We start from the raw sequence: 24,444 nt of genomic DNA, 5'->3' as shown, positions 1-24,444 counted from the left end.
CGGGTTGCGTCGCGCCGTCAAATCAGAGCAAGTGTAGACGCCACCTTATGGCACACTTGATCGCAACCGTGTCCAATGCGGCGATCCACGCCAAACCGGCATTGGCGCGGATTAACGAAAGACTGATGACATCTGCAGGATTTTTTTATGGCCCAGGGCTCAAAGAAAGCCGTTCTTTACGCCATTTTTGTCAATGCCATTATTACCGTGTTAAAAGGGCTGGCGGCTCTGGCGACCCACTCCGCGGCAATGATGAATGAGGCCGTGCACAGCCTGATGGACACGCTGAATCAACTGTTCCTGTTGATTGGCTTGAATCGGGGCAGCCGGCCGGCGGATGGCGAATACGCCTTCGGGCACGGGCAAAAGAAATATCTATGGAACCTCTGGAGTGCCATCGGCTTGTTCTCCATCGGTTGCGGGCTCGGCCTCGCCCACGCCTGGCATGCCTATCAGAACCTCACCCACCTCCCACGCCCGGATGTTATCCAGATATTCGGTTTCGGCATCCACCCCATCTGGATTTCCGGGTTGGTGCTGGCGATTGCCCTGGTACTTGAAGGTTATGTTCTGTTGGTGGCGGGCAGAGAGTTTTTGTCGCGCATGCGCGCCGAGGGCGTCCGCAACCCGTTCCGCTATCTGGCGGACGCCGATGACCCCACGCTGATCGCGGTGTTACTGGAGGATTCCATCGCCGTAACCGGTGTGATTCTCGCCGCAACCGGGATCGGAATGACCCAGCTCACCGGAGATCCGCGCTGGGATATCAGCTTCTCCGTATTGATCGCACTCATGCTGGGAGTAACGGCAATTTTTCTCGGCCTTGTGAATATGCGCTATCTGACCAGTATTCGCGATCAGGATGCCGAGCGCGCGTTTCATGACATCGTGAAAGACCGACGGGAGATCGAGCGCTATCACGATCTGCGTTCTGTGATTGTGGATGACCGGCACACGGTGGTTGTGGCGGCAATCGAGCTTCGGGAAGAAGTACTTACCCGCAATATGCGCAGCCGGATTCAGTCGCATCTTGCGCAGCTGTTGGAGCGGGTTCCGGAACACCGCCGCACCGAAAATGTGGTGGACTATGCCGAAACCCGTGCCATTATCCAGGCCACTCTGGAAGCCACGGAGCTGGTGATTGATTTTCTGGAAGCGGATCTGAAACAGCGCTGCCCACAGGTTTCACATTTGACCATTGAAATCGACGGGATTGCAGCGCCATCCAAGCTGGACAACCCGCAACTCCTGGACTCGGAAGCGCGGGGTCAATGACCCCGCACGGCCACATACTTCTCTATTTCGGGGGAAGTGTTTCGGCAAACTCCACACCGCGGGAGACCCAACCGTTGAGGTCCTCGATGATGGCGTCCTCCTCCACATACACCATGCCTTTGAGCGGCCTTCCGGTGTAGTCCATGGGGCGGGTGTAGCGCTCCCCCAGCGCATTGTCATAGTTTTCCGGCCCTACCCGCACCATCAGCTCTTCCCCCACTACACCGCAAGCCATGTTGCCGTTCAGCATGAATGCGAGACCGCCGAACATCTGTTTTTCCGTCAGGGCGTCACTTTTCGGCAACAGCTCTCGCACTTTCTCTACCAGTTCTTCGCTGTAACTCATAGCGCTCTCCTTGATTGACTTCGCGTCCCGTGAATTCTGTTTCCTCAATATTCAAACTTTCCAGCTTATTTCCTGGCCCGGCGGGGACCCACACAGTTTGCGAACGCAGGAATTCGCGCCGCACAACCGGTGCCGATCTCGCGAGTTGGCAATACTAAATTGAGGGGAAATTTCGTGCCGGAGTGGCGATCCGCAATGATAAGACCGTGCAGCGTCAGAAGCCTGTTGCTGCATGCTGAAACGAGGTGGCTGATGTACTCAGCCTGTCGTTGCGGTACGGCTGCCATACTTGAAAATTTATTGCGATTATTGCTTCAAGTGTAGCAAAGAATATAAAAGGCGCCCGGGAGATGGGTTTTTCTTTCCCGACACAGGTACCCGCCAGCAACGCTGGACAGAAATTACCCCTCAACCAGACAAATGCTCCCGCTTGCCATTCGAATCCCGGATAAAAGAAAGCCCCGGATTTCCGGGGCTTTCTGTTTTGCCTGCACGCAGGCTCCCGACAGGGAAAAATATCAGTTTACGAATACGCGCGCGTTGCGGAACAGGCGCATCCAACCGGAATCCTCTTCCCATTCGTCCGGGCGCCAGCTGTTGCTGACGGCGCGGGCGACGCGCTCCGGGTGCGGCATCATGATGGTGACACGGCCGTCTTCAGAGCACAGGGAGGTGATACCGTTGACCGAGCCGTTGGGGTTGGCCGGATAGGTCTCGGTGATCTGCTGATTGTTATTGAGGAAACGCATGGCGATGGTGCCGGATTGCTCACAGGCTTCCAGCGCCTTCTGACTCGCGAACTCCACACGGCCTTCGCCGTGGGCCACAGCCACCGGCATGTAGGAGCCGGCCATGCCCTTGAACAGTACGGACGGGGAATCTTCGACGCCCACCAGCGCGAAGCGCGCTTCGTACTGCTCGGACAGGTTGCGCACAAAACGCGGCCAGTGGCCCGCACCGGGGATCAGCTCCTTGATCACGGAGAACATCTGGCAACCGTTACACACGCCCAGGCCAAAGGTGTCCTTGCGATTGAAGAAGGCTTCGAACTGATCGCGGGCGCGGTCGTTGAACAGAATAGTCTTGGCCCAGCCCTCACCGGCGCCGAGTACGTCGCCGTAGGAGAAACCACCACAGCCCACCAGACCTTTGAACTGATCCAGCTCTACGCGACCGGCAAGAATGTCACTCATGTGCACATCGATCGCGTTGAAGCCGGCACGGTGGAAGGAATGCGCCATTTCCACATGGCTGTTGACGCCCTGCTCCCGCAGGATGGCCACCTTCGGACGCACGCCTTTTTTGATGTACGGTGCAGAAATATCTTCGTTGACGTCGTAACTCAGCTTCACAGACAGGCCCGGATCCTGCTTGGCGGTCTTCGCCAGCGCATCAAACTCCTGCCGGGCGCAGTCGGCGTTGTCGCGCAGGGCCTGGATACGGTAGCTGGTCTCACTCCAGATCTGCTGCAGTTCAGCGCGGCTGCGGCTGAAGATTTCCTCACCATTGCGGGTAATGCGCAGTAGCTCCTTGTCGTTCAAGCCACCGATCTGGTGGGCGGGAACACCGACGGAGGCGAAGCGCATGGCAATCATGTCCGCATCCGCGGCGGGCACCTGCAGCACCGCGCCGAGTTCTTCAGAGAACAGCGCGGCAATGGCATCTTCACCCAGATCATAGATTTCCACGTCGATACCGACGCGACCGGCGAAGCTCATTTCCGCCAGGGTGGTGAACAGACCGCCATCGGCACGGTCGTGGTAAGCGACGACCTTGTCTTCCGCAAGCAGCTCCTGCATCACCTCAAAGAAGCCCTTGAGACGCTTGGCGTCGTCCAGGTCCGCCGGCTTGTCGCCCAACTGGTTGTACACCTGCGCCAGGCAGGAGCCCCCGAGGCGATTTTTGCCGGCGCCCAGGTCGATCAGCATCAGCTCCGTCTCGCCCTTTTGGGTGCGGCGTAGCTGCGGGGTTGCCACCTTGCGCACGTCGGTGACCGGGCTGAACGCCGAGATCACCAGCGACAGGGGCGCCGTCACCGCTTTGTCTTCACCACCGTCGTTCCACGCAGTGCGCATGGACATGGAGTCCTTGCCCACCGGGATGGTGATGCCGAGCGCCGGGCACAGGTCCATGCCGATGGCTTCCACGGTACGGTACAGTTTTTCCTCTTCGCCCGGGTGGCCGGCAGCACACATCCAGTTGGCGGAGAGTTTGATGTCGGACAGCTGCGCAATCGGCGCACAGGCAATATTGGTGATGGCTTCACCGACAGCGAGACGCCCGGACGCCGGCGCGTCCAGCAGAGCTACCGGGGTGCGCTCACCCATGGACATGGCTTCACCGGCGTAGCTGTCGTAGGCGACGGTGGTCACCCCGCAGTCCGCCACCGGCACCTGCCAGGGGCCGACCATCTGATCGCGGGAAACCTGGCCGGTTACGGTGCGGTCGCCGATGGTGATCAGGAAGTTCTTGCTGGCAACCGTCGGCAGACGCAGTACGCGCTCGGCGGCCTCTGCAAGGTCGATATTGCTGGTATCAAACGCGGTGGTTTTGGCCTCGCGTTTCTCGGCCACGCGGTGCATCTTCGGCGGCTTGCCGAACAGCACGGACATAGGCAGGTCCACCGGCTTGGCATCGAACTGCTTGTCGTTCAGGGTCAGATGCTTCTCGCTGGTGGCCTCGCCCACTACAGCGAAGGGCGCGCGCTCGCGTTCGCAGATCTGCTGGAAGCGCTCCAGATCCTGCGGCATCACCGCCATCACATAGCGCTCCTGGGATTCGTTACACCAGATCTCCAGCGGGCTCATGCCCGGCTCGTCGGACGGTACATTGCGCAGTTCAAACTTGCCGCCGGTGCCGCCGTCTTTCACCAGTTCCGGGAAGGCGTTAGACAGACCGCCGGCGCCCACGTCGTGGATAAAGGCGATGGGGTTCTTGTCGCCCAGTTGCCAGCACTGGTCGATGACCTCCTGGCAGCGGCGCTCGATCTCCGGGTTTTGGCGCTGTACCGAGGCGAAGTCCAGGTCCGCGGAGCTGGAGCCGCTGGCCATACTGGAGGCCGCACCGCCGCCGAGGCCGATCAGCATCGCCGGGCCGCCGAGCACGATCAGCTTGGCACCGGGCTGGAATTCCGGCTTCTCGATATGTTCTTCACGGATATTGCCGTAGCCGCCCGCCAGCATGATCGGCTTGTGGTAACCACGGCGCTCGCCGTCGAAGTCTTCTTCAAAGGTGCGGAAGTAGCCGCAGATGTTCGGGCGACCGAATTCGTTATTGAACGCGGCGCCGCCGATGGGGCCTTCGATCATGATATCGAGGGCGGTCACGATGCGCTCCGGTTTGCCGTAATCCGCTTCCCACGGCTGCAGATAGCCGGGGATCAACAGGTTGGACACGGTGAAACCGGTCAGCCCCACCTTGGGCTTGGAGCCGCGGCCCACGGCGCCCTCGTCGCGGATCTCGCCGCCAGCGCCGGTGCCGGCTCCGGAAAATGGCGCAATGGCAGTCGGGTGATTGTGGGTTTCCACCTTCATCAACAGATGGATGGCTTCCTGGCTGAAACCATATTCCCTGGTCTCAGGATCCGGGTAGAAACGACCGGCGTTGTGACCGACCACTACCGCGGCGTTATCCGCATAGGCGGAAAGTACATTCTCACCGCCCAGTCGGTAGGTGTTCTTGATCATGCCAAACAGGGAGTTCGGCATCTCTTCGCCGTCAATGGTCCAGCTGGCGTTGAAGATCTTGTGGCGGCAGTGCTCGGAGTTCGCCTGCGCGAACATCATCAGCTCCACGTCGGTGGGGTTGCGCTCCAGTTCTTCGAAGCTGGTGAGCAGGTAGTCGATCTCATCTTCCGCCAGTGCCAGACCCAAGGTCACGTTGGCTTCCACCAGCGCCTCACGGCCGCCTTTGAGTACATCCACACGCCCCATGGCACGCGGCTTTTCCACCTGAAACAGCTGCTCAGCCTGTGCCAAATCAGAAAAGACACTCTCGACCATGCGGTCGTGCAGTTCCGCAGCCAGCAGATCGCGTTCAGCCCCGGTTAATTTGACCCCGCTAAGGTAGTAGGCAACCCCCCGCTCCAGGCGGTGGATCTGGGTCAGCCCCGCATTGTGGGCGATGTCCGTGGCCTTGGAGGACCAGGGCGAAATGGTACCCGGGCGGGGCACAACCAGCAGCAGTTCGCCTTCGGGCTGATGCTTTTCTTCGGTGGGGCCATACTGCAGCAGACGCTCCAGCAGGGCCTGCTCTTTCTTGCCGAGCTTTTTGCTGTCGGCAAAGTGAACAAACTCGGCGTATACATCCCCGATGGCGGGCTGCAGGGCGCGGAGTTGGGTCAGAAGTTTTTGATGGCGAAATTTCGACAGTGCGGGAGCACCACGCAGAACTAGCATCGCGGGAGTTAGCCTCTTGTCTGGAATTGAGCGCCTGTGGGCATAAGCAATCGGCTACGGGATTGGCTTTGGCGAGTGCCGCACAGGAACGAGGGGTATCGTGAGCGCGCGCATTGTACCCGAAGCGATCGCGCTCCAACACTGCCGCCGCCAACTCTCCGTTAGATGGCAGGCCGGCACATAACGGGCAAGGTGTAAGAGCAGTAAAGATGAAGGGGGTGGGCAACACCACCACGAACTCTCTGGCCCGGCAATCTCTGGCGCGATTTGCTTCACCAGGCCGGATTCGGGCATTTGGGCGTCGGCGTCAAGTACTACACTTACCCTGTTAAAACAAGCCAATCGGTCACAAAGGTTAGGACGACACCGTTAACTGATTGGTCAGCGCGCAGAGGTTTAGGGTAGAATTGCCGCGCTTTTGACCCAAGCCTGTTCAATTTGTAGACAACGGGCTTTGCGCGCGGGTGGCAATGGAGCCGCCGCCCGCAGGAACTGACGCGTCTGACCAGCTTTCCTCGAGTCGGATGCGCTGAAAATAAAGCAGAGAACGGACTCGAGGGAACAACCTATGATCATGAAAAGCCGACTGTTGCGATACAGCCGCCGCCTGGTGAAGTGCGCGGCGCTGGCCTGTTGTGCTTCTCTCCTGGTGGCGAGCAAGGCGCCGAGCCTGCTGGAGCAGGTCAAGGCCTCCGGCAAGCTGGTGGTCCTGTCACAGAACGGACCCACCACCTATTACGAAGACGCCAACGGCAACCACACCGGTTTTGAATACGGCATGCTCGACGCCTTTGCCCGCGAGCTGGGTGTCGCCCTTGAGATTCGGGATGTGCACGATCTGGGCCACCTGTTTCGCGAACTGGAAAATCCGGATTCCGGGGCCCACCTGGCTGCCGCCGGACTCACCGTGACCCCTGAGCGCCGCGAGCAGGTGCGCTTTGCCCCGTCCTATTTCGAGATCCGCCAGCAAGTCATCTACCGTGTGGGCGAGAGTCGCCCCCGCAGCGTGGCCGACCTCGCCGGAAGAAATATCGCAGTCATTGCCGGCAGCGCCCATGCCGAACAATTGCGCAAGCTGTCCGAGCGCTATCCGGAACTCACTTGGGAAGAAATTTCCGACGTAGACGCCATGGAGCTGGTGGACCTGGTGAACGAGGGCAAATACCCCTATGCGGTTGTGGACTCCAATGCCTACGCAGTCCATCGCGGCCTCTACCCGAACACGCACATTGCCTTCAACCTGACCCAGTTCCAGCCGGTATCCTGGGCCTTCCCCAAGGGGGATGACGACACCCTCTACCGCGCCGCGCGCAATTTCATGCTGCGGGCCAACACCAGCGGACTGGTGGCGGAGCTGCGTGAACTGTACTTCGGGCATGTCAGCAAAATGAATGTCGGCGGCGCACAGACCTTCGCCCAGCTCAGCCGTGAGCGCCTGCCCCAGTGGCGTACCGAAATGGAGCGGGTGGCGAAAGAATACGATCTGGACTGGGAGCTGTTGGCCGCGCTCAGCTACCAGGAGTCCCACTGGAACCCGCGCGCCAAGTCGCCCACCGGGGTTCGCGGGCTGATGATGCTGACCCGCGCTACGGCGCGGGAAATGGGTGTCAACCGCCTCGATCCGATAGAGAGTATCGAAGGGGGGGCACGCTATTTCATTCAGGTACGCGACAAAATCCCTGAGCGCATTCGCGAGCCGGACCGTACCTGGATGGCGCTGGCCGCCTACAACATCGGCTACGGTCACCTTGAAGATGCCCGTGTGCTGACCGAGCGCATGGGCGGCAGCCCGGACCGCTGGGCAGATGTCCGTGAGCACCTGCCGCTGCTGGCCAAACGCCAGTACTACGCCACCCTGAAGCACGGCTACGCCCGCGGCTGGGAACCGGTCACCTATGTCAAAAACATCCGCCACTACCAGGCACTGTTGACCTGGACCAGTCGCATTGAAGAGCAGCGGCTCGCTGCGGCCGCCGCCAATGACAATGGCGAAACCCTCGCGGACCTGCCCGCCGCCGAGGCCGCGAGCTCTCAATCGGCCCTGTAGCCCTCACCGATCGATAGACAAAACAGGCGGCCACTGGCCGCCTGTTTTGTTTCAGGGCCCGTGCAAGGCACAAAAATCAACCTATGCTTATCTCACATGCCCACTTCATGTGGCGCCAAATTTCCCCTCAAGCTAGGAGATCAACCATGCGCACGCTCTTGTTCGCCGCACTGGCAACCATGCTGGCAAGCTCCATCGCCCTCACCGGTTGCAGCCGTAAAACGGAAACCCACGAGCCGGGCAACACCGAGACAGAAACCGAAGTCGTGGAGGAAATTACCGTGGATGAAACGGATGACAGCAGTCCATCCACTCCTGCGCCAAAAGACTCCACCGCTCCGGGTGATGCGTCCTCCTCCACGACAGATAATGCGGATGCCGCCTCGAGCGAGTCATCCGAACAAAACCCCGAAAGCCCCAACAGTGAAGGCCAGCTGATCTGCAATGCCGAGTGGTTCGAATGGGTCAACCAGCAGGTAATGAGCGACCAGGCCGCAGCCATTGCCGAACAGTACCCCACTGGCCTCCCGGATGTCGGCAGTGACGAGTGGTTCATCGCCATGGATCGATTGACCGGCGGCGACGGCGCCCATGGTCCGGACGGTGGCAGCGACGAGTGGTGCTTTATGATGCAGCAGCGCCTCAGCAAGAACGACTGATCCGCGGATCTGACCAAGGAGAACCCATGAAGAATGTAAAAAACTCCCTTCTTGCCGTTACCCTAAGCGGGATTGCCGCCATGACCGCGACGCAGGCGAGCGCCAAAGATGAAATGCCGCCGCCCGGCGCCATGGCACTGTCAACGCTCCTCACCAAGCTGGAGCAGCAGGGGTACACCCCGGTGGTGGATGTATCCCTCGACCGCGGCCGCTGGGAGGTCGAGGCGTACAAAGAAGGCAAGAAATACGATCTCGAAGTAGATCCCAATAGTGGTGAAATCCTGCAGATGAAGGAAGACCGGGACTGAAAACGTCAGACTGCGACAACAACCGGCAATTGCTCCTGAACCTGGAGCAATTGCTCGGTGCGGACAGGATCATTACGGATCCCACGCGCAATGAGCATTACCGCAGGGGATTTCGCTCCGGCGAAGGCGATGCCCTCGCGGTGATTTTCCCGGAAAAGCTGCTGCCACTCTGGCGCGCGCTGCAAATCTGCGTCGACGCCGGTGCCGCCATTATTCTTCAGGCTGCCAATACCGGCCTCACCGAAGGCTCAACACCTAGTGGCTGCGATTACGATCGTCCGGTGATTGTGATCAATACCCTGCACATGAACGGCATCCACCTGCTGGAAAATGGCAAACAGGTCATTGCGCTGCCCGGCGCCACTCTGCATGCACTGGAAAAGCGGCTCGCACCAATCCAGCGTGCGCCCCACTCCGAGATTGGCTCATCCTGTCTCGGTGCCTCCATCGTCGGGGGCATCGCCAACAACTCCGGTGGCGCCCTTTGCCAGCGCGGTCCGGCCTATACCGAACTCGCGCTGTTCGCACGCGTGGATGAGTGCGGGAAATTACACTTGATCAACCACCTGGGCATCGACCTCGGCGCGACGCCGGAAGAAATATTGACGAATCTGGAGCGCGGCGAATTCGGCCAGATACGACCGCTGCACTACTCCGAACACAACGAGCGTGTGCGCATGGCATCAGATCTGGAATATGCAACGCGCATACGCGATGTGGATGCCGATACCCCGGCGCGCTTCAACGCCGACCCCAGACGCCTGTTTGAAGCCAGTGGCTGTGCGGGCAAGGTTGCGGTGTTTGCTGTGCGTCTGGACACATTTCCCATTCCGCGGAAAACCCGGACCTTTTATATCGGCAGCAACGATGCGCAGACGTTCGCGCGTCTTCGCCGAGGGCTGCTGCGCGAGTTGCCGGAGATTCCGTTGCTGGGGGAATATCTGCACAGGGACATGTTCGACCTGGCCGCGACCTATGGCAAAGACAGTTTCTATACCATCGAAAAACTTGGCACACGCAATATGCCGCGTTTTTTTGCGTTAAAAGGACGAGTGGATGCCTGGCTGGAAAAACGCCGTTTCCTGCCCAAATTTCTGACCGACCGAATGTTGCAGAAATTCAGCCTGCTGCTTCCCGCACACCTGCCGCCAAGAATGCGGGAATACCGGGAAAAATTCGTGCACCATCTCATCGTCAAGGTGGCGGATGGGAATATCGAACCCACAGAGTCCTGGCTCAGGGAGTTTTTCGGCCGCGCGGAAAACAGCGGAGAGTACTTTGCCTGTACCGCAAAGGAGGCCGCCAAGGCGATGTTGCACCGCTTTGTGTCCGCCGGGGCCGCCATCCGCTACTGCGCCGTACACCACAATGACGTGGGCGAACTTCTGCCACTGGACATCGCCCTTCGCCGTAACGATATGGAGTGGGAAGAACACCTGCCCCCGGAAATTGCCGGGCAGCTGAAATTCCGGCTCTATTACGGACACTTCCTGTGTAACGTGTTTCACCAGGATTACATCCTGAAAAAGGGCGCGGATCCGGAAGCGGTCAAAAAGGCCATGCTGCAACTGCTCGACCGTCGCGGTGCGCGCTATCCGGCAGAGCACAATGTAGGACATCTGTATCAGGCGCCGGAGGCACAGCGCCAGTTCTTTGAACAGCTGGATCCCACCAACACCTTCAACCCCGGTATTGGCAAAATGGACAAGTTTCGTCGCAACTGCGGTTGCGGCTAAGCCGTACGCCGCGAGCAGAAAAAAGAAATCCGTATCAGGAAAACCGCAGCGCAGGAAATACGGTCAGAGAAAAAGTGGGCGTTCAGGCATTGCCACCCTATCAATGACGGGATAAAGGCAATTTGGGGAACGCCATGCTGTTTGCCACCCACGGGCTTTCGGCCCATCGCGCTATTTCAGTTCACTTCAGGGCGCTGGCCCTGGCAATCGCACTGCCAGCCGCTGCAGTCGCCCAGCAGCCGGGGCCATTTACCGCGCAGGATTTCCAGTTTTCCGGCTCACCGCAATCACAGATCCCGCCCCATCTGTACGGCCCCGATCTGGATGGGGCTACACCGTCTGAAATTGCCCTGAGTGCCGGCGCTGTGAAAATGCGCCTGAAGCAGCTGGGTTTCCACTCGTTTTCCAACATCCGGTTTCGCAACGGTTACTGGAATGTGGTGGCACTGCACGGCAACAAAAAGCGACAGTTGACCGTACACCCGGAAAGCGGCGCAATCCGCTCTGACCGCCCCTACTGCAACAATCGCTGCAACCATTACCAGATGAGCGATGAGTTCTGATCCGGTTACCCGCTTGGGGGATCACCCGTCCGCGGCAATCGCAAACAGCAGGTCGCTGAATGCACTGTTGGCCTGAATGGACGCCGATTCCTGCATGGTGTGGTAACCGGTAGTAGGAATCTGCAGTGTGGTGCCCTGCACAAATCCGGACGACGCCGACACAATCCGTCCGAGCTCGGTACTCCCGAGAGACTGGGGCTCCTGTCCCTCGGCGATAGCCTTGTGATTTTGTGCTTCGATATAGGTGTCTTTGTAGCTGTAGGTAATACCCTGCGCATCACACAGCGCCGCGAGTCGTTCCGTGGTGCCGGGGTGGAACTCGGCATTGGCGTCACGACGCCGCAACACCACCTGCTGGGCGTCCGCGCTGATCCGGTCGGGATAGGGACTGGTATCCACCACAATCAATTTTTCGGTGCCACCATTGAAACGGCGGAACCACTCCAGCAGATAACGCCAGCTACTGCCAGACTCCTCTTGCGCGGTAAAAAACGCGGTACCTTGAAAGCCAAGCCCATACAGATGCACCAGGTGTGCGGCAGTGAGTACGTTGTCGAGCTGGGCACTGAGTATACCATCACTGACTTTCAGGCGGTCGGTAAACGCTACCGGTGTGCCCGCCACCACATGCTCAAGCCCTGCCACCTCAAAGATGAGGTTGTTGCGGTAGCCACACACATAGGCCCTGCGGATTACCCCGGAGCCAAAATATGACCCGGACCAGGGCTCATAGGCCGTCACGGATACGCCCTGGAAGCGATCCACAATTTTGGTCATCAGCTTTTCCGATACGGAATTGCCAAGCAGGTCGGAACGGTGACCGGAGACGAAAGCCGCGTACTGGAATTCATTGGGACCGGTACAGATCAGACCGTGGCGATCGATGTGCGCTGAGAACTTGGCACTGTGGGGACGCTGCCCCTGGGCCACCAACAGGCCTTCATACCAGGTGACATGGGCGCCGCGCTCCTCCAGCTCGCGCTGCAGAACCCGGAAAAACGAGTGCTCGGCGCCCACCACGCTGGGGCTGCGCACCAGCAGTTTGAGCAGGTCGATAAATTGTTCTGACTGTTGCATTCCGCGAACCTCTACTCCCCTCGCTTTTACGCCTGTGATTCGGCGCGAGTATAGCGAGCAAAATCCGCCCATTGCGACCGTTATTTCAGCACACGTTCAAGAAAGTTTTCCACCCTCTCAGCCGTCGGCTCAAACCAGGGATCAAACAGCCAGTATGGATGTGGCGTTTCGCGGTGCGTCATTACTTCGGTTTGAACATTCGCCGCCGTCAGTCTCGCGACGTACTCATCGCGCCCGGCATGAAAGCGCGGCTTGCTGCTATTGATGAACAGTGTCGGCGGAGAACCACTCCCTGCGTATTCCAGCGGCGAAGCCTCGCGCCAGAGATGCGGCACTTCCTCGAAGCGGCCTCCAAACCAGGCGCCTGCTGCTGAAGGGTTCTTGCGCGGATCGTTCTCATGCGCCAGAGCCACAGGCGTGACAAAGCTTACGATACCATCCAGATTGACAATGGCCGCAACAGACTCACACGCCTCCAGGCGCCCCATACCCTCTGTGCGAAAGGCTGACAATCCGGGAGTCACCCCAACCAGAGTCGCCAACTGCGCACCGGACGAGGCCCCGAGAATAGCAATACGTTTGCGATCCACACCCAGCTCACCGGCATTCCGGTGCAGCCAGCAGAGCGCCGTCTTGATGTCCTGCACCGCCGCCGGATAACGCGCTTCCGGCGACAGCCGGTATTCCACCGTGGCGGTGATGAAACCACGGTTGGCGAGGTAGGTGGCCATAGGTTCCTGCATGGTGCGATTGCCAGAGCGCCAGCCGCCACCATGAATGAGCAGCACGGCAGGACGCCGGGATTCCGGTTTCGCACCCCCAGGCCGGAACAGGTCCATATGCAATGCGCGCGTGCCAATCTGGCGATAGACCCGATTCCGCTCCACAACCACCCCCGCCGCCGGTTCAATCCGGGTAATGCGGATGTCGGGATAATTTTTGTGCTCCCTAACGAACGCCGACTCCGCGGTAAAAGAGTCGTCCACCGGGAAGGCCAATGCCGACCACGCGACAGGTGGCAGCGCCATACACAGCATAACGACGGGAAGCATGAACCGGCGGAACACCGGGACCCGGTGCCGCGGCAGATGTCGCGAAACCTTTGCGTGACAAAATCTCACCTGTAACTCTCCTGACAACCGCTCTGCGCGAGCAGGCAGTGAAACCAGCAGGTTGTTTTGCAACAACCTGCTAAACCGCGAACATTGGGTTTCCGCGCTTGCACAGTTGTATCGCGAGCCCCCAGGGGTCACGCATCATCACCAGGTGAGAACCGTCAGGGATATACACTTCCTCCACAAAGGTTGCACCGGCCTGCTCCAGCATTAACCGTTTGGATTCCGGCTCCTCGCACACAAATGCGAGGTGAAGAAGCAGCGGATTCATGGTTTCGTAACGGGGGACTTCGTCAGTGGGGTTGTTATAGATTTCGATCATTACCGAACCGCTGGAATCTGCCAGAAAATGGGTAAACGGCCATTTATCCAGACTGCGCGCAACGGTCATTCCCAGATGTTCGACGTACCAGGTTGCGACCGCGACCGGGTCGGCCACATTAAAAGCAAAGTGCTCAATTTTCATCGTGTTGTACTCCCCGATTTTCCCGTCTTATTTTTCCAGTGTGGCCGTCTGCAACGGCGTTTGGAGCATTTCTCGTGAAAGTTGTGTCAGCCAGTGATCAACGTTTTCTGGAATTTGTAGCGGCCGATAGGTCGGCTTTGACGTCGGGTAACCTCCAACAACCATCTGACTATCGATAATTCGTCCGTTGGCCGTTTTCGCTTCGGCAATGATGCGCAGATCCGTAGCATCGCGATCGCCGGGCCGGGCACCGACGGAGGTTAACAGTACCTGCTCAAGCCCGGCAGCGGGCAGTGCACGCAACCCCTCTGGCCATACGGGCCTTTCTTCCAGCTGGTGAATATCCCCCTGCACAATATTCATGGGGTCACCATCCAGGTTCCAGGCCAGGTTGTCTTCCAGATAGGTATCCCCCTGATAAGAAACCAGAGCCAGGTCACTGTAGGTGTCCCGACCGTAGCGAAGTACATTCCCAACCACCGCAACCCGCGGGTTGGCCGGCTCAAATTCCGCTTCTTCCCACTCGTCATTTATGTAGCCCAGCTGCACCGCCGCGGAGCCGGGATTAACGATAAGGTTGTTCACCACAACACCTGTGGTATGCGCTTTGAAGTAAGGATTGCGGCGATCATTGTTTGCGAACAGGTTGCCGAGGATCGCTATATCGCTGGCAAAATCATGTACCAGTAGTCCCTTCGAGTGTTTGCCTTTGCGGTGCGAGGAATAATCCAGTGCTTCCGCAATAATGGAATTGCTGATAGTCACTTGACGACTGGTGGCTCCAGGCCCCTCGGTGCGTGGGCCCGATGCAGACATGTTTTCGTCCACTGCCCAGCTGGTAGAGCAGTGATCGATATGAATCCGGTAGGCGTTGCGCCCGGAAATACCGATGCCGTCCGGCGCCCAGCCACTGCGTGCCGGCTGTCCGGCGTCGCCGGGTCTCACCCTCAGATGCTGTACCCGCACATCGTGTGCGCGAATACTCAATCCGCCGCGTATCAGGGTGATACCCGGGCTGGGCGCAGTTTGCCCGGCAATAGTCAGGAAAGGTTCGGTGATGAGGATATTTTCCTGGGCCAGGTCAATCACCCCGCCAACCTCAAACACCACAATTCGCGGCCCCGATTGCTCAAGAGCCCAGCGCAGCGACCCCTCGCCACGATTATCCAGATTGGTGACGCGGAATATCCTGCCACCGCTACCGCCCGGTGTATCCGCACCAAAGCCGGATACTCCGGTGAGATCCACCTCCGCCGAAACCAGCGCGCTGGCAAGTGTCAGCCACCACAGCGCCGCCAATGCACACAACCTCGCCGGAAAAAAGCGATACAAACCGATTGCACCCACGCTCATCCTCAGCCTCACTTATTTTGATTATTGAAAGGTTGACCAATATTCCTGACCGACCAATTTGGACTTACCAAAAATCCGGGTGGTGATAGTAACACAAGAAATTCCACAGAAAACCGGGCTCCATACCCAACATTGGTATTACCAGGAAGCACCTCTCCCAGCTCGCTGTCCGACGCAAGCTGTGCCGATGTCCCACCCTGGTCTACCACCTACAACCGTTTCCCGCTCTCTTGGAAGTCAATAAATCGCCTGTAACCGGATACCATAAAGTGCATTTTTATTGCGCCAAAACCAATGCTATTGCGCCAATTCACGCTACAAAATTCTTGTTCATCGCCAGCCATTGCTAAAATTACGCCGCGCAGCGCCTTATTTAACAGTAATCAACACGCGGAAGTACCATGACGCTTTCCGACCGTCGCCTGCTGGTCGAACTCGGCGCGGTTCTGATCATCAAGCTCATACTGATCGCCCTGATCAAAATCCATTTTTTCTCTCAAGCCCCGGATCAAACGGCATCTGTACCAAGCCGCTTTTTCCCTGAAGCCCGGGTCGAAACGAGTCTCGACAAAGAGCTATCAATGCCAGACTTGTCTCCCGCCACATCAGGTCATCAAGACAAGGAGCGTTAAGTGATCGATGAAACCGTTGTCGACCTCTCCCGTTTACAGTTTGCCCTGACGGCGCTGTATCACTTTCTGTTTGTACCGCTGACGTTAGGTCTGTCGTTTCTGCTGGCGATCATGGAGTCCTGCTATGTCCTGACGGGTAAAACCATCTACAAAGACATGACCAAGTTCTGGGGCAAACTCTTCGGGATCAATTTCGCCCTCGGCGTCACCACCGGGCTGACCATGGAATTCCAGTTCGGAACCAACTGGAGCTATTACTCGCACTATGTGGGGGATATTTTTGGGGTACCGCTCGCCATCGAGGGGTTGATGGCATTTTTCCTCGAGTCCACGTTTATTGGCCTGTTCTTTTTTGGCTGGGACCGCCTGAGCAAGATTCAGCATCTGACCTGTACCTGGTTGGTGGCCATCGGCTCCAACCTCTCCGCGCTCTGGATTCTAATCGCCAATGGCTGGATGCAGTACCCCGTCGGCGCCGAGTTCAATTTCGAGTCCATGCGCATGGAGCTGGCGAGCTTTAGCGATGTGCTGTTCAATCCGGTGGCACAGGTGAAATTCGTGCATACCGTGGCCGCGGGCTACGTCACCGGTGCCATGTTCGTCTTGAGTGTTTCCTCCTATTATCTGCTGAAGCGGCGCGATGTTCCCTTCGCCCGGCGCTCTTTCGCCATTGCCGCGAGCTTCGGTCTGGCCTCTATTCTCTCGGTGATCGTGCTCGGCGATGAAAGCGGCTATACCGTGGGCGACGTACAGAAGGTAAAACTCGCCGCGGTTGAAGCGGAGTGGGAGACCCAGAAGCCTCCCGCCGCCTTTACCCTGATCGCCTTCCCCGACCAGGAAGAGAAGAAAAACCACTTCGAAATTCAGATTCCCTGGGCGCTGGGTCTTATCGCCACCCGCTCCCTCGATGAGGAAGTGGTGGGGTTCGATCGCATTCTTCCGGAAAACGAACAGCGAATTCGTCGCGGTATGCAGGCGTTCGCACTACTGCAACAACTGCGCAGCGGTGACACCAGCGAGGAAACCAAAAATGCGTTTTCCGACCTGCAACACGATCTCGGCTACGGCCTGCTTTTGAAGCGTTACACGGAAAACATCACGGACGCCACCGATGAGCAGATCAAGCAGGCGGCGGAGAACTCCATTCCGCGGGTAGCGCCATTGTTCTGGACCTTCCGTGTCATGGTGGGTGCCGGGTTTATTATGCTGCTGGTGTTTATTGCTGCGTTTATCCAGTCGGCGCGCCATCGCAGTGCCGGCAGCCGTGCAGTGCTTTATGCCTGCCTCTGGTCGCTGCCGCTGCCCTGGATTGCTGCAGAGTGTGGCTGGGTTGTCGCGGAGTATGGGCGCCAGCCCTGGTCCATCGCCGAAGTACTGCCGACCTACATGTCCGCGTCCAGTATCAGTCGCGGAGAGGTCATTGGCAGCCTCACCGCCATCATCGCCTTCTACTCCGCGCTCGCCGTGGCGGAGATTTACCTGATGCTGCGCTTCACCCGCCTCGGCCCGTCGAGCCTGGGCACGGGCCGGTATCACTTCGAACTGATACCGGAAAAAACACCCTCACAGACCTGATGGGACAGGAGACGTGTAATGGATTACGAAACACTGAAACTCATCTGGTGGGTGCTGATCGGTGTGTTACTGATCGGTTTTGCCGTCACCGACGGCTTTGATATGGGCGTGGGCATGTTATTGCGAGTTATCGGCAGAACCGACATGGATCGCCGTGTGATGATCAATACCGTAGGGCCTCACTGGGAAGGCAACCAGGTGTGGTTCGTTACCGCTGGTGGCGCCATATTCGCCGCCTGGCCAATGGTGTACGCGGCGGCCTTTTCCGGGCTCTATGTGGCGCTGATCATCACGCTGTGCGCGCTGTTTTTCAGGCCTGTAGGCTTTGACTACCGCTCCAAAGTCGACGATCCACGCTGGCGTAATCTGTGGGACTGGGGGCTCACTATCGGTGGCCTGGTACCGCCACTTATTTTTGGCGTGGCATTCGGGAATCTGATGCTGGGCCTGCCATTTGATCTGGATGACCTGTTGCGCCCCAGTTACCACGGCAACTTCTGGCAGCTGCTGCATCCCTTCGCGCTGATCTGCGGACTGCTGTCCGTGGCCATGTTGGCCATGCACGGCGGCGCCTGGCTGCAACTCAAAACCCGTGGCCTGTTACACAGCCGCGCTCAACAGGCTACGCAAATCACCGCGCTTGCGGTCATCGTGTTGTTTGTACTGGCGGGAATCTGGCTGCTCGTCGGTATCGATGGTATGCGCATTGTCGACATCAAGCCCCTCGGCGAAAAAATCAATCCACTGATGAAGTCCGTGGCCTACGGCAACAGTGGCTGGCAGGCCAACTATCAGACCTATCCCCTGCTGTGGACCATCCCGCTATTGGGTCTCCTCATGGCGGCGGCCACCTGGCTGCTGTCACGGGCAGAAAGCGTGCTGGTTTTTCTCTCCAGCGCGCTCACGGTGACCTGTGTGATCCTCACCGCCGGAGTGGCGCTATTTCCCTTTGTGATGCCCTCGTCGCGCAATCCGGATATCAGTCTCACGCTCTGGGATGCCACCTCCAGTGAATTGACCCTGGGGCTGATGTTTGCCGCCGCAGTAATCTTTGTCCCACTCATCCTGCTCTACACCACCTGGTGCTACCGCAAGATGTTCGGGCGGGTAAGCAAGGAATATATCGAAGACAACTCGCACAGCAGCTACTGAGGAGATCAATGGATGTGGTATTTCGCGTGGATTCTGGGCGTGCTTCTGGCCTGCTCCTTCGCCATCGTCAACGCCCTGTGGCTGGAAGTCACAGAAAATATGGATCGCCATGAAACCGAGTTTGAAGAGTGAATCAGGGCAATCTGACACCGCAGGTGTGGCTTCACCAATGCAAGTGCTGAGGCTCACCACTTTTATCACCTGTCTGCTGGTGAGCCTCGCCATCACCTTCTGGCCGCCACTGCTGTACCGCAATGGCGAGGCGCCTGGAACCGGACAGACAAGCCTGCTGCTACTGGGGCTGTGTGCGGGGGTGGTCTACGGGTCGGGTATCCTCAACCGCACACCGCGCAACTGGCAATTCGGTTGCGCACTGGTGGCATGGGTCTCGCTGGTGGCAATCGGGTGGCTGGCTCTGGCGGACTGATGCCCACTCCCCACCCGGCGATACTCCCCCGTCGACGTCGGAGCGGTAACCGAAAGATCAGGGCAGCTTCCGCCCCTCCCCGCTCTCAACACCAGTCTGGTGACCGGCCTCACTCTTCTGCGTGGACTCCTCGATCGGCGCCCGCCGCAGCACCAGAAATCCGGCCACCCCGGCAATCACCGACGCCAGCAGAACCCCGGCCTTGGCCTGGATCAGCATCTCGGACTCCCCGGCAAACGCCAGTTCGGCGATGAAGATCGACATGGTAAAGCCGATCCCCCCCAGCAGCGCCACACCAATGATGTGATGGAAGGTCGCCGACTTGGGCAGAGCGCCCCAACCCAGTTTCCAGCCGATCCAGGTAGCTCCCACAATGCCGATCAACTTGCCGAATACCAGGCCGCAGATAACACCGAGGGTCAGCGGGTTGAACACTGCGCTGTAGCTGGTAAAGCTGGCAATGGGGATACCCGCGTTAGCCAGCGCAAAAATGGGTACAACCACGAAGGCCACCGGTGTATGCAGGCGGGTTTCCATCCGCTGCAATGGCGACTGCACCATATGGATTCCGTTGTCCAGAGCCGATACGCGCGCGCGCAACGCATCGTTCGCAATAATCTTGTCTCCGGGACGGAAGCAGCGATCGAAGCTGCGGATGATGTCTTTGACGAAGGTGCTGAAAGCTACCGGATCGTATTTCGGTCCGGCGGGAATCGCCATCGCGGTAATGACTCCGGCCAGTGTCGCATGCACCCCCGTCACATACAGCGCGTACCACAACAACACGCCCACGAATATATAACCGGCCGAACGTCGCACGCCGACAAATTGCAGCAGCCACAATACTCCCACCAATACACACGCGGCGATGAGGGCGTGAGTATTTACACTCTCGGTATACCAGATGGCGATAACAAGAATTGCGCCCAGGTCATCCACGATCGCCAAAGCCACCAGAAATGTCACTACCGCCCTCGGCACCCGATTGCCCAGAATCGCAATACAGCCCACCGCAAAGGCGATATCCGTGGCCATGGGAATGCCCCAGCCCCGCTCAGAGGGCATCCCGCCGTTCATCGCATAAAAGATCAACGCCGGTATCACCATGCCACCCAACGCAGCCATTACCGGCAACACCGCGTGTTTCAGCTCCGAGAGTTCGCCGACGAGGAATTCCCGCTTGAGCTCCAGTCCCACCAACAGGAAAAAGATCGCCATCAGACCATCATTGATCCAGTGGTGAAAACTCATGGACAGCGACCAGTCACCGAAGTTGTAACCAGCGGGGAGATGGAGAAGGTGCCTATACCCCTCCTGCCAGGGCGAGTTGGCAATGATCAGAGCGATAACGGCGCACGTCATCAGCAGCAGGCCACTGCTACTCTGGCGGTGAATAAACTCTTCGAATGGCGTGACAAGCCGACCAAACGCATTTTCCAGAGGAGCCTTAAAGACACGCCCCTTGCGCACCCTGAATTTGCTCAGTACCGTCTTCGCCATTTATCCGGGCTCCTTACCATCACCGCAGCGTCACACACCCATAGCGCAGACTGCCGCATCACGGACGTGTTATACCGATCGGTAATAGCTTCACGATCACATGCTTCCAATACTTCTCAGAGTCAGAGGCAAAGGGTAGCATAACCGCCCTTTTCAACCCTGATCCCATCACCGGCCAGTGGTGACACTGCCGTTTTGAATACTGTGTGCCCGAACTATAGTGCCATCCATGACCCGTCTCGACTTGTTGTTGGTGGAGCGCAACCTCGCCAGCTCCCGCACCCATGCCCGCAAACTGATCGATGCGGGGCGCGTTCTGTTGCGCGATGGCCCCAACTGGCGCCCCGCCGCCAAGGCGAGCCAGGCGGTCAGTGAAGACGCCCAGCTCTCCGTGGAACCCCTCCCGGAAGACCGCTACGTATCCCGCGCCGGCCTGAAACTGGCGGGCATTCTCGACCACACCAAGCTCGACCCCACCGGCTGGCGAGCGCTGGACGTGGGCTGCTCCACCGGTGGCTTCAGCGACTGCCTGCTACAGCGCGGCGCCGCGCTGGTCGTCGGTGTGGATGTCGGACGTGACCAACTGGCCGAACCGCTGCGCGAACATCCCCGCATGCACCTGTTTGAAGGTATCAACGCGAGATATCTGACTGCGGATCAGCTGGCCCCCTTCGCAGACGAGCCCTTCGATGCGGTGGTGATGGATGTTTCCTTCATTTCCCAGACCCTGATCCTGCCGCAGCTCCCACCATTGCTGAAAGCCGGTGGCCACCTGCTCAGCCTGGTCAAACCCCAGTTTGAAGTGGGACCGGAAGGTATCGGCAAGGGTGGTCTGGTGCGGGACCCGGCGTTGTATCAGGGAGTTCAGGAGAATATCCAAGCAACGTGTTCATCACTGGGATTGCAGGTGAAAAGCTTTATCGAAAGCCCCATAACCGGTGGCGATGGCAATCGGGAGTTTCTCCTCTGGGCGCAAAAGAATTCACAGCCCACATAGCCGAACAACACACTCCCGCTACATCAGGAAAGGATCGCTTCCAGCTTGGCCTTGAAACCACTTCTCGGCACTTCGGTAGGTGACGTACGTCGCTCCGGACGGATGACCAGATTACCCTGGCAATTGGGACAACAGAAATGCAAGGCGTCACTGCACTCAGGGCAGAAAGTGCATTCATATGAACAGATAAAGGCCCGGTCTGAAAGGCCCAATTTCGTGCTGCAACGTTCGCAGCTGGCTTTCATCCTCAGCATGTTGTCCTACTCACTTGCTTGCCGAATTATTGACACTTCGGAGATGAACTGAGCACAGCTGGCCGCACGGGCCGTATTCGCATACAGCGAATACGGCATACAAGGAAACCCCTTACCTACTCCACATCCAGCTGCTTATCCGTGCGAGCCGCCATGATGAAATCATTCTTGTGCAGGCCGCCAGCCTCATGACTCCACCAGGTTACCGTCACCTTCCCCCACTCCGTCAGCAGAGCCGGGTGGTGTCCCACCTCCTCCGCAATAGCACCTACGCGGTTAGTGAACGCCAGTGCTTGCTTGAAATTTCGGAACTTGAAAACGCGCTCGAGCTGCATCACGCCGTCTCGTACCACAGGGGTCCAGTCCGGAATTTCACGAATCAACTGCGCCAGCTCCTCATCGGATACTAACGGCGCGTCCGCTCTGCAGGCTTCGCAGGCCTGCGCTGCGAGTTCTGTCATACCTGATTCCTCTGTCGAACATACAAAAATGAAGGGAATGAATCGCGGCACTCGGCCACAAATTCGGGCTTTGCCACTTTAGCGGCCCTCCCAATGTGAAACAAGGCGACGTGGATCACACAAAATAATTACTGGAGCAAGCGATAACTATAAGTCGTGTGTGCTAGTTTTTGAGCAGAATCCGCCAAAAATTCGAGCACTTCATGAAAAATATGACGACTGTCCTTATTCTCGTCACATTGCTATACGCCTGTAGCGAAAAAAGCACCCCGCTCACCGGTAAAGGCGACGAAAACGTCGACGCCCACGTCGAACAGCTGTCGCGGGAAGTCTCCGAGCGCCTTCCAGCGGATCGCGCCTCCGAAACGGACAAATCGTTCCAAAGCCTTAGCGCCGAGATGATCGGACGCATGTGGCAACTGTTCCCATCCTGGGCCATTAGCAATGGTTACTATCAGGTCGCGGATACGCTTGAAATCCCCGACAAACACTATCGTCAGGAGGTTCTGGACTTCGCCCAGGATTACCGTAATCGCTTCGCAAAATTTAAACGCGAAGAGCTGGATATCAATGCGCGTACCGATCTGGCACTCATCAATAACTTCCTCAATGAAACCATCTGGAACCTCACCGAGTTTAAATCCTATGAATGGGATCCTAGTATCTATAACGTATCCCACGGATTTGCACGGATACTCGACACCGAATACACAGCACTGGATGATCGTCTGCGTACGTTCAGTCGCCGCATGCAAAATGTACCGGCCTATTACCTAGCAGCAGAAAAATCCTTGCACAACCCCGCAGCACCTCAGCTTGTATTGGCCATTCAGCAGAATGAAGGTGCCATGTCAGTATTCGGGAAAGATCTGGAGAAAAAACTCGCAGAAAGCGGCTTATCCGATACGGAAAAGGATCTGTTCAAAACACGCCTGGACGCCAGCAGAAAAGCCATAGAAGAATATGTTGTTCTACTACAAACTCTGCAGGCTCAAATGGATAATGCGGACAGTTTCAGAAGCTTCCGCATTGGAGAAAAACTGTATGAAGAGAAATTCCATTACAACATCCAGAATGGCACAAATGGTCGAGAGCTATACCAACAGGCCCTGAAAGAAAAAGACCGAATACATCTGGAAATGTCTGATCTTGCAGACAAACTATGGCCAAAACACTTCCCCAGTGAAACAAGGCCGAAAGATATTTTGGAGAAAATCCGTAAAGTTTTGGACAAGCTTTCTGAGAATCACAGCACCAAAGAAAATTTCACGGAATCTATCGAAAAGCAAATTCCACAACTAGTCGCTTTCGTAAATGAAAAAAAACTTCTGTCAATCGATCAAGAAAAACCTTTGAGGGTAAGAACAACCCCACCTTACATGCGCGGCTTCTCTATCGCCTCCATTGCGGCACCAGGTCCTTACGATAAAAATGCCAACACCTATTACAACATAACACCCATTTCGGAACTTCCGGAAGATCGCGCCGAAAGCCTTTTGCGCGAATACAATATCTACACCACGCAGATACTAAACATTCACGAAGCCATTCCCGGTCACTACACACAACTTGGGTACGCGAATCAATCTTCGAGCCTTGTAAAAATTATCCTAGGCAATAGTGCAATGATCGAAGGCTGGGCCGTTTATGCCGAACGGATGATGCTGGAATCCGGCTATGGTAACTCCTCACCAGAGCTATGGATGATGTATTACAAATGGCACCTCCGCACAGTAATCAACACAATTCTGGATTACTCCGTGCAGGTAAAAAACATGGAAGAAGATGCAGCTATGGAAATGCTTATAAAGCAAGGCTTCCAGCAACAAACAGAAGCCCTGGGAAAATGGCGCCGCGCCACATTAAGCCAAGTCCAACTTACGAGCTACCTGGCCGGCTATATTGACATTATGGCGCTAAGAGACGAAATCCAGAAAATTCAAGGAGATCAATTCGATTTGAAGGCGTTTCACGAGCAGTTTCTGAGTTACGGAAACTCCCCGATTCCGATTATTAGAGAGTTGATGGTGGAAAATGTAAAAAAATAAATGCGATGTGTATTTTGTAGGTCATCAATGATCGCATTGGATTGATTACTTAACTA

At 57.4% G+C, this 24,444-nt stretch carries 22 protein-coding genes; 13 read left to right on the top strand and 9 right to left on the bottom strand.

Translation table 11 applies throughout. The annotated features are described in order from the left end of the window. The first annotated feature begins 147 nt into the window (after positions 1-147). Positions 148-1,275 carry a cation diffusion facilitator family transporter gene (locus C3938_RS13190; protein ID WP_105103743.1) on the top strand — a complete coding sequence of 376 codons (1,128 nt, stop codon included), beginning with the start codon at positions 148-150 and terminating at the stop codon, positions 1,273-1,275. A 22-nt stretch (positions 1,276-1,297) separates the two neighbouring features. On the opposite strand, the gene C3938_RS13185 is transcribed toward C3938_RS13190, so the two are convergent. Together C3938_RS13185 and purL are read right to left on the bottom strand one after the other, a co-directional pair. Further along, positions 1,298-1,621 (bottom strand): TfoX/Sxy family protein, encoded by a 324-nt coding sequence (locus C3938_RS13185; protein ID WP_105103742.1) that lies wholly within the window; start codon positions 1,619-1,621, stop codon positions 1,298-1,300. 518 nt (positions 1,622-2,139) lie between these two features. After that, complete coding sequence (gene purL / locus C3938_RS13180; RefSeq protein ID WP_199775604.1) at positions 2,140-6,018, bottom strand: phosphoribosylformylglycinamidine synthase; 3,879 nt, start codon at positions 6,016-6,018, stop codon at positions 2,140-2,142. Between the two features lie 568 nt (positions 6,019-6,586). Here purL and mltF point away from each other — a divergent pair. The 5 genes from mltF (at position 6,587) to C3938_RS13155 (ending at position 11,331) form a co-directional block, all read left to right on the top strand. After that, positions 6,587-8,065: a membrane-bound lytic murein transglycosylase MltF gene (gene mltF, locus C3938_RS13175; protein ID WP_105103740.1), complete on the top strand. Its 1,479-nt coding sequence runs from the start codon at positions 6,587-6,589 to the stop codon at positions 8,063-8,065. A gap of 146 nt (positions 8,066-8,211) precedes the next feature. Next, complete coding sequence (locus tag C3938_RS13170) at positions 8,212-8,724, top strand: hypothetical protein (RefSeq protein WP_105103739.1); 513 nt, start codon at positions 8,212-8,214, stop codon at positions 8,722-8,724. Between the two features lie 26 nt (positions 8,725-8,750). Further along, positions 8,751-9,032, top strand: a complete 282-nt coding sequence (locus C3938_RS13165; protein ID WP_105103738.1) for a PepSY domain-containing protein — start codon at positions 8,751-8,753, stop codon at positions 9,030-9,032. After that, positions 9,029-10,768, top strand: coding sequence for a D-lactate dehydrogenase (dld, locus tag C3938_RS13160; RefSeq protein ID WP_105103737.1), 1,740 nt, complete (start codon positions 9,029-9,031; stop codon positions 10,766-10,768). The genes C3938_RS13165 and dld overlap by 4 nt, the downstream gene beginning before the upstream one ends. A 134-nt stretch (positions 10,769-10,902) precedes the next feature. Next, on the top strand, positions 10,903-11,331 hold the full coding sequence (locus C3938_RS13155; protein WP_105103736.1) for a hypothetical protein: 429 nt from the start codon (positions 10,903-10,905) through the stop codon (positions 11,329-11,331). Between the two features lie 21 nt (positions 11,332-11,352). Here C3938_RS13155 and C3938_RS13150 read toward each other — a convergent pair whose 3' ends face one another. The 4 genes from C3938_RS13150 to C3938_RS13135 all read right to left on the bottom strand — a co-directional run bounded on the left by C3938_RS13150 (position 11,353) and on the right by C3938_RS13135 (position 15,342). Continuing rightward, positions 11,353-12,408 (bottom strand): peptidase M42, encoded by a 1,056-nt coding sequence (locus C3938_RS13150; RefSeq protein ID WP_105103735.1) that lies wholly within the window; start codon positions 12,406-12,408, stop codon positions 11,353-11,355. 80 nt (positions 12,409-12,488) lie between these two features. Next, positions 12,489-13,460, bottom strand: a complete 972-nt coding sequence (locus tag C3938_RS13145) for an alpha/beta hydrolase (protein WP_105103734.1) — start codon at positions 13,458-13,460, stop codon at positions 12,489-12,491. A 139-nt stretch (positions 13,461-13,599) separates the two neighbouring features. After that, positions 13,600-13,989 carry a VOC family protein gene (locus tag C3938_RS13140; RefSeq protein WP_105103733.1) on the bottom strand — a complete coding sequence of 130 codons (390 nt, stop codon included), beginning with the start codon at positions 13,987-13,989 and terminating at the stop codon, positions 13,600-13,602. Between the two features lie 27 nt (positions 13,990-14,016). Continuing rightward, positions 14,017-15,342 (bottom strand): pectate lyase family protein, encoded by a 1,326-nt coding sequence (locus C3938_RS13135; RefSeq protein WP_199775603.1) that lies wholly within the window; start codon positions 15,340-15,342, stop codon positions 14,017-14,019. Between the two features lie 401 nt (positions 15,343-15,743). Here C3938_RS13135 and C3938_RS13130 point away from each other — a divergent pair, with 401 nt between their 5' ends. From C3938_RS13130 to C3938_RS13110, 5 genes are read left to right on the top strand one after another with little or no spacing between them, the layout of a single operon-like run. After that, entirely contained in the window at positions 15,744-15,974 is a 231-nt protein-coding gene (locus C3938_RS13130; protein ID WP_105103732.1) for a hypothetical protein, read from the top strand. After that, positions 15,975-17,549, top strand: coding sequence for a cytochrome ubiquinol oxidase subunit I (locus C3938_RS13125; protein WP_105103731.1), 1,575 nt, complete (start codon positions 15,975-15,977; stop codon positions 17,547-17,549). Between the two features lie 18 nt (positions 17,550-17,567). Continuing rightward, positions 17,568-18,701 (top strand): cytochrome d ubiquinol oxidase subunit II, encoded by a 1,134-nt coding sequence (cydB, locus tag C3938_RS13120; protein WP_105103730.1) that lies wholly within the window; start codon positions 17,568-17,570, stop codon positions 18,699-18,701. Between the two features lie 12 nt (positions 18,702-18,713). Beyond that, a complete protein-coding gene (cydX, locus tag C3938_RS13115) occupies positions 18,714-18,833 on the top strand; it encodes a cytochrome bd-I oxidase subunit CydX (protein ID WP_105103729.1) in 120 nt (39 codons plus the stop codon). A 37-nt stretch (positions 18,834-18,870) separates the two neighbouring features. Further along, positions 18,871-19,128, top strand: a complete 258-nt coding sequence (locus tag C3938_RS13110; RefSeq protein ID WP_105103728.1) for a cyd operon YbgE family protein — start codon at positions 18,871-18,873, stop codon at positions 19,126-19,128. Between the two features lie 57 nt (positions 19,129-19,185). Here the strand turns inward: C3938_RS13110 and nhaA are convergent, their stop codons facing one another. Beyond that, positions 19,186-20,628, bottom strand: a complete 1,443-nt coding sequence (gene nhaA, locus C3938_RS13105; protein WP_105103727.1) for a Na+/H+ antiporter NhaA — start codon at positions 20,626-20,628, stop codon at positions 19,186-19,188. A 229-nt stretch (positions 20,629-20,857) separates the two neighbouring features. Here nhaA and C3938_RS13100 point away from each other — a divergent pair, with 229 nt between their 5' ends. Further along, the gene (locus tag C3938_RS13100; RefSeq protein WP_105103726.1) at positions 20,858-21,625 is read left to right on the top strand and encodes a TlyA family RNA methyltransferase; all 768 of its coding nucleotides are present in this window, start codon (positions 20,858-20,860) and stop codon (positions 21,623-21,625) included. A 23-nt stretch (positions 21,626-21,648) separates the two neighbouring features. Here the strand turns inward: C3938_RS13100 and C3938_RS13095 are convergent, their stop codons facing one another. After that, positions 21,649-21,870 (bottom strand): DUF1272 domain-containing protein, encoded by a 222-nt coding sequence (locus C3938_RS13095; RefSeq protein WP_233998894.1) that lies wholly within the window; start codon positions 21,868-21,870, stop codon positions 21,649-21,651. 125 nt (positions 21,871-21,995) lie between these two features. Next, a complete protein-coding gene (locus C3938_RS13090; RefSeq protein WP_105103724.1) occupies positions 21,996-22,340 on the bottom strand; it encodes a 4a-hydroxytetrahydrobiopterin dehydratase in 345 nt (114 codons plus the stop codon). Positions 22,341-22,543: 203 nt separating this feature from the next. Between C3938_RS13090 and C3938_RS13085 the strand changes: the two genes are divergently transcribed. Beyond that, complete coding sequence (locus tag C3938_RS13085) at positions 22,544-24,388, top strand: DUF885 domain-containing protein (protein ID WP_105104517.1); 1,845 nt, start codon at positions 22,544-22,546, stop codon at positions 24,386-24,388. Positions 24,389-24,444: the final 56 nt, after the last annotated feature.

Source organism: Microbulbifer pacificus (assembly GCF_002959965.1).
Taxonomy (GTDB): domain Bacteria; phylum Pseudomonadota; class Gammaproteobacteria; order Pseudomonadales; family Cellvibrionaceae; genus Microbulbifer; species Microbulbifer pacificus_A.
The sequence above is the reverse complement of the archived record's forward strand: the minus strand, read 5'-3'. Positions and strand labels throughout refer to the sequence as shown.

Bases quoted from the DNA above. Each gene is read 5' to 3' on its own strand.
- C3938_RS13190 (WP_105103743.1), top strand. From the start codon at position 148: ATGGCCCAGGGCTCAAAGAAAGCCGTTCTTTACGCCATTTTTGTCAAT.
- C3938_RS13185 (WP_105103742.1), bottom strand. From the start codon at position 1,621: ATGAGTTACAGCGAAGAACTGGTAGAGAAAGTGCGAGAGCTGTTGCCG.
- purL (WP_199775604.1), bottom strand. From the start codon at position 6,018: ATGCTAGTTCTGCGTGGTGCTCCCGCACTGTCGAAATTTCGCCATCAA.
- mltF (WP_105103740.1), top strand. From the start codon at position 6,587: ATGATCATGAAAAGCCGACTGTTGCGATACAGCCGCCGCCTGGTGAAG.
- C3938_RS13170 (WP_105103739.1), top strand. From the start codon at position 8,212: ATGCGCACGCTCTTGTTCGCCGCACTGGCAACCATGCTGGCAAGCTCC.
- C3938_RS13165 (WP_105103738.1), top strand. From the start codon at position 8,751: ATGAAGAATGTAAAAAACTCCCTTCTTGCCGTTACCCTAAGCGGGATT.
- C3938_RS13155 (WP_105103736.1), top strand. From the start codon at position 10,903: ATGCTGTTTGCCACCCACGGGCTTTCGGCCCATCGCGCTATTTCAGTT.
- C3938_RS13150 (WP_105103735.1), bottom strand. From the start codon at position 12,408: ATGCAACAGTCAGAACAATTTATCGACCTGCTCAAACTGCTGGTGCGC.
- C3938_RS13145 (WP_105103734.1), bottom strand. From the start codon at position 13,460: ATGCTTCCCGTCGTTATGCTGTGTATGGCGCTGCCACCTGTCGCGTGG.
- C3938_RS13140 (WP_105103733.1), bottom strand. From the start codon at position 13,989: ATGAAAATTGAGCACTTTGCTTTTAATGTGGCCGACCCGGTCGCGGTC.
- C3938_RS13135 (WP_199775603.1), bottom strand. From the start codon at position 15,342: ATGAGCGTGGGTGCAATCGGTTTGTATCGCTTTTTTCCGGCGAGGTTG.
- C3938_RS13130 (WP_105103732.1), top strand. From the start codon at position 15,744: ATGACGCTTTCCGACCGTCGCCTGCTGGTCGAACTCGGCGCGGTTCTG.
- cydB (WP_105103730.1), top strand. From the start codon at position 17,568: ATGGATTACGAAACACTGAAACTCATCTGGTGGGTGCTGATCGGTGTG.
- cydX (WP_105103729.1), top strand. From the start codon at position 18,714: ATGTGGTATTTCGCGTGGATTCTGGGCGTGCTTCTGGCCTGCTCCTTC.
- C3938_RS13110 (WP_105103728.1), top strand. From the start codon at position 18,871: ATGCAAGTGCTGAGGCTCACCACTTTTATCACCTGTCTGCTGGTGAGC.
- nhaA (WP_105103727.1), bottom strand. From the start codon at position 20,628: ATGGCGAAGACGGTACTGAGCAAATTCAGGGTGCGCAAGGGGCGTGTC.
- C3938_RS13100 (WP_105103726.1), top strand. From the start codon at position 20,858: ATGACCCGTCTCGACTTGTTGTTGGTGGAGCGCAACCTCGCCAGCTCC.
- C3938_RS13095 (WP_233998894.1), bottom strand. From the start codon at position 21,870: ATGAAAGCCAGCTGCGAACGTTGCAGCACGAAATTGGGCCTTTCAGAC.
- C3938_RS13090 (WP_105103724.1), bottom strand. From the start codon at position 22,340: ATGACAGAACTCGCAGCGCAGGCCTGCGAAGCCTGCAGAGCGGACGCG.
- C3938_RS13085 (WP_105104517.1), top strand. From the start codon at position 22,544: ATGAAAAATATGACGACTGTCCTTATTCTCGTCACATTGCTATACGCC.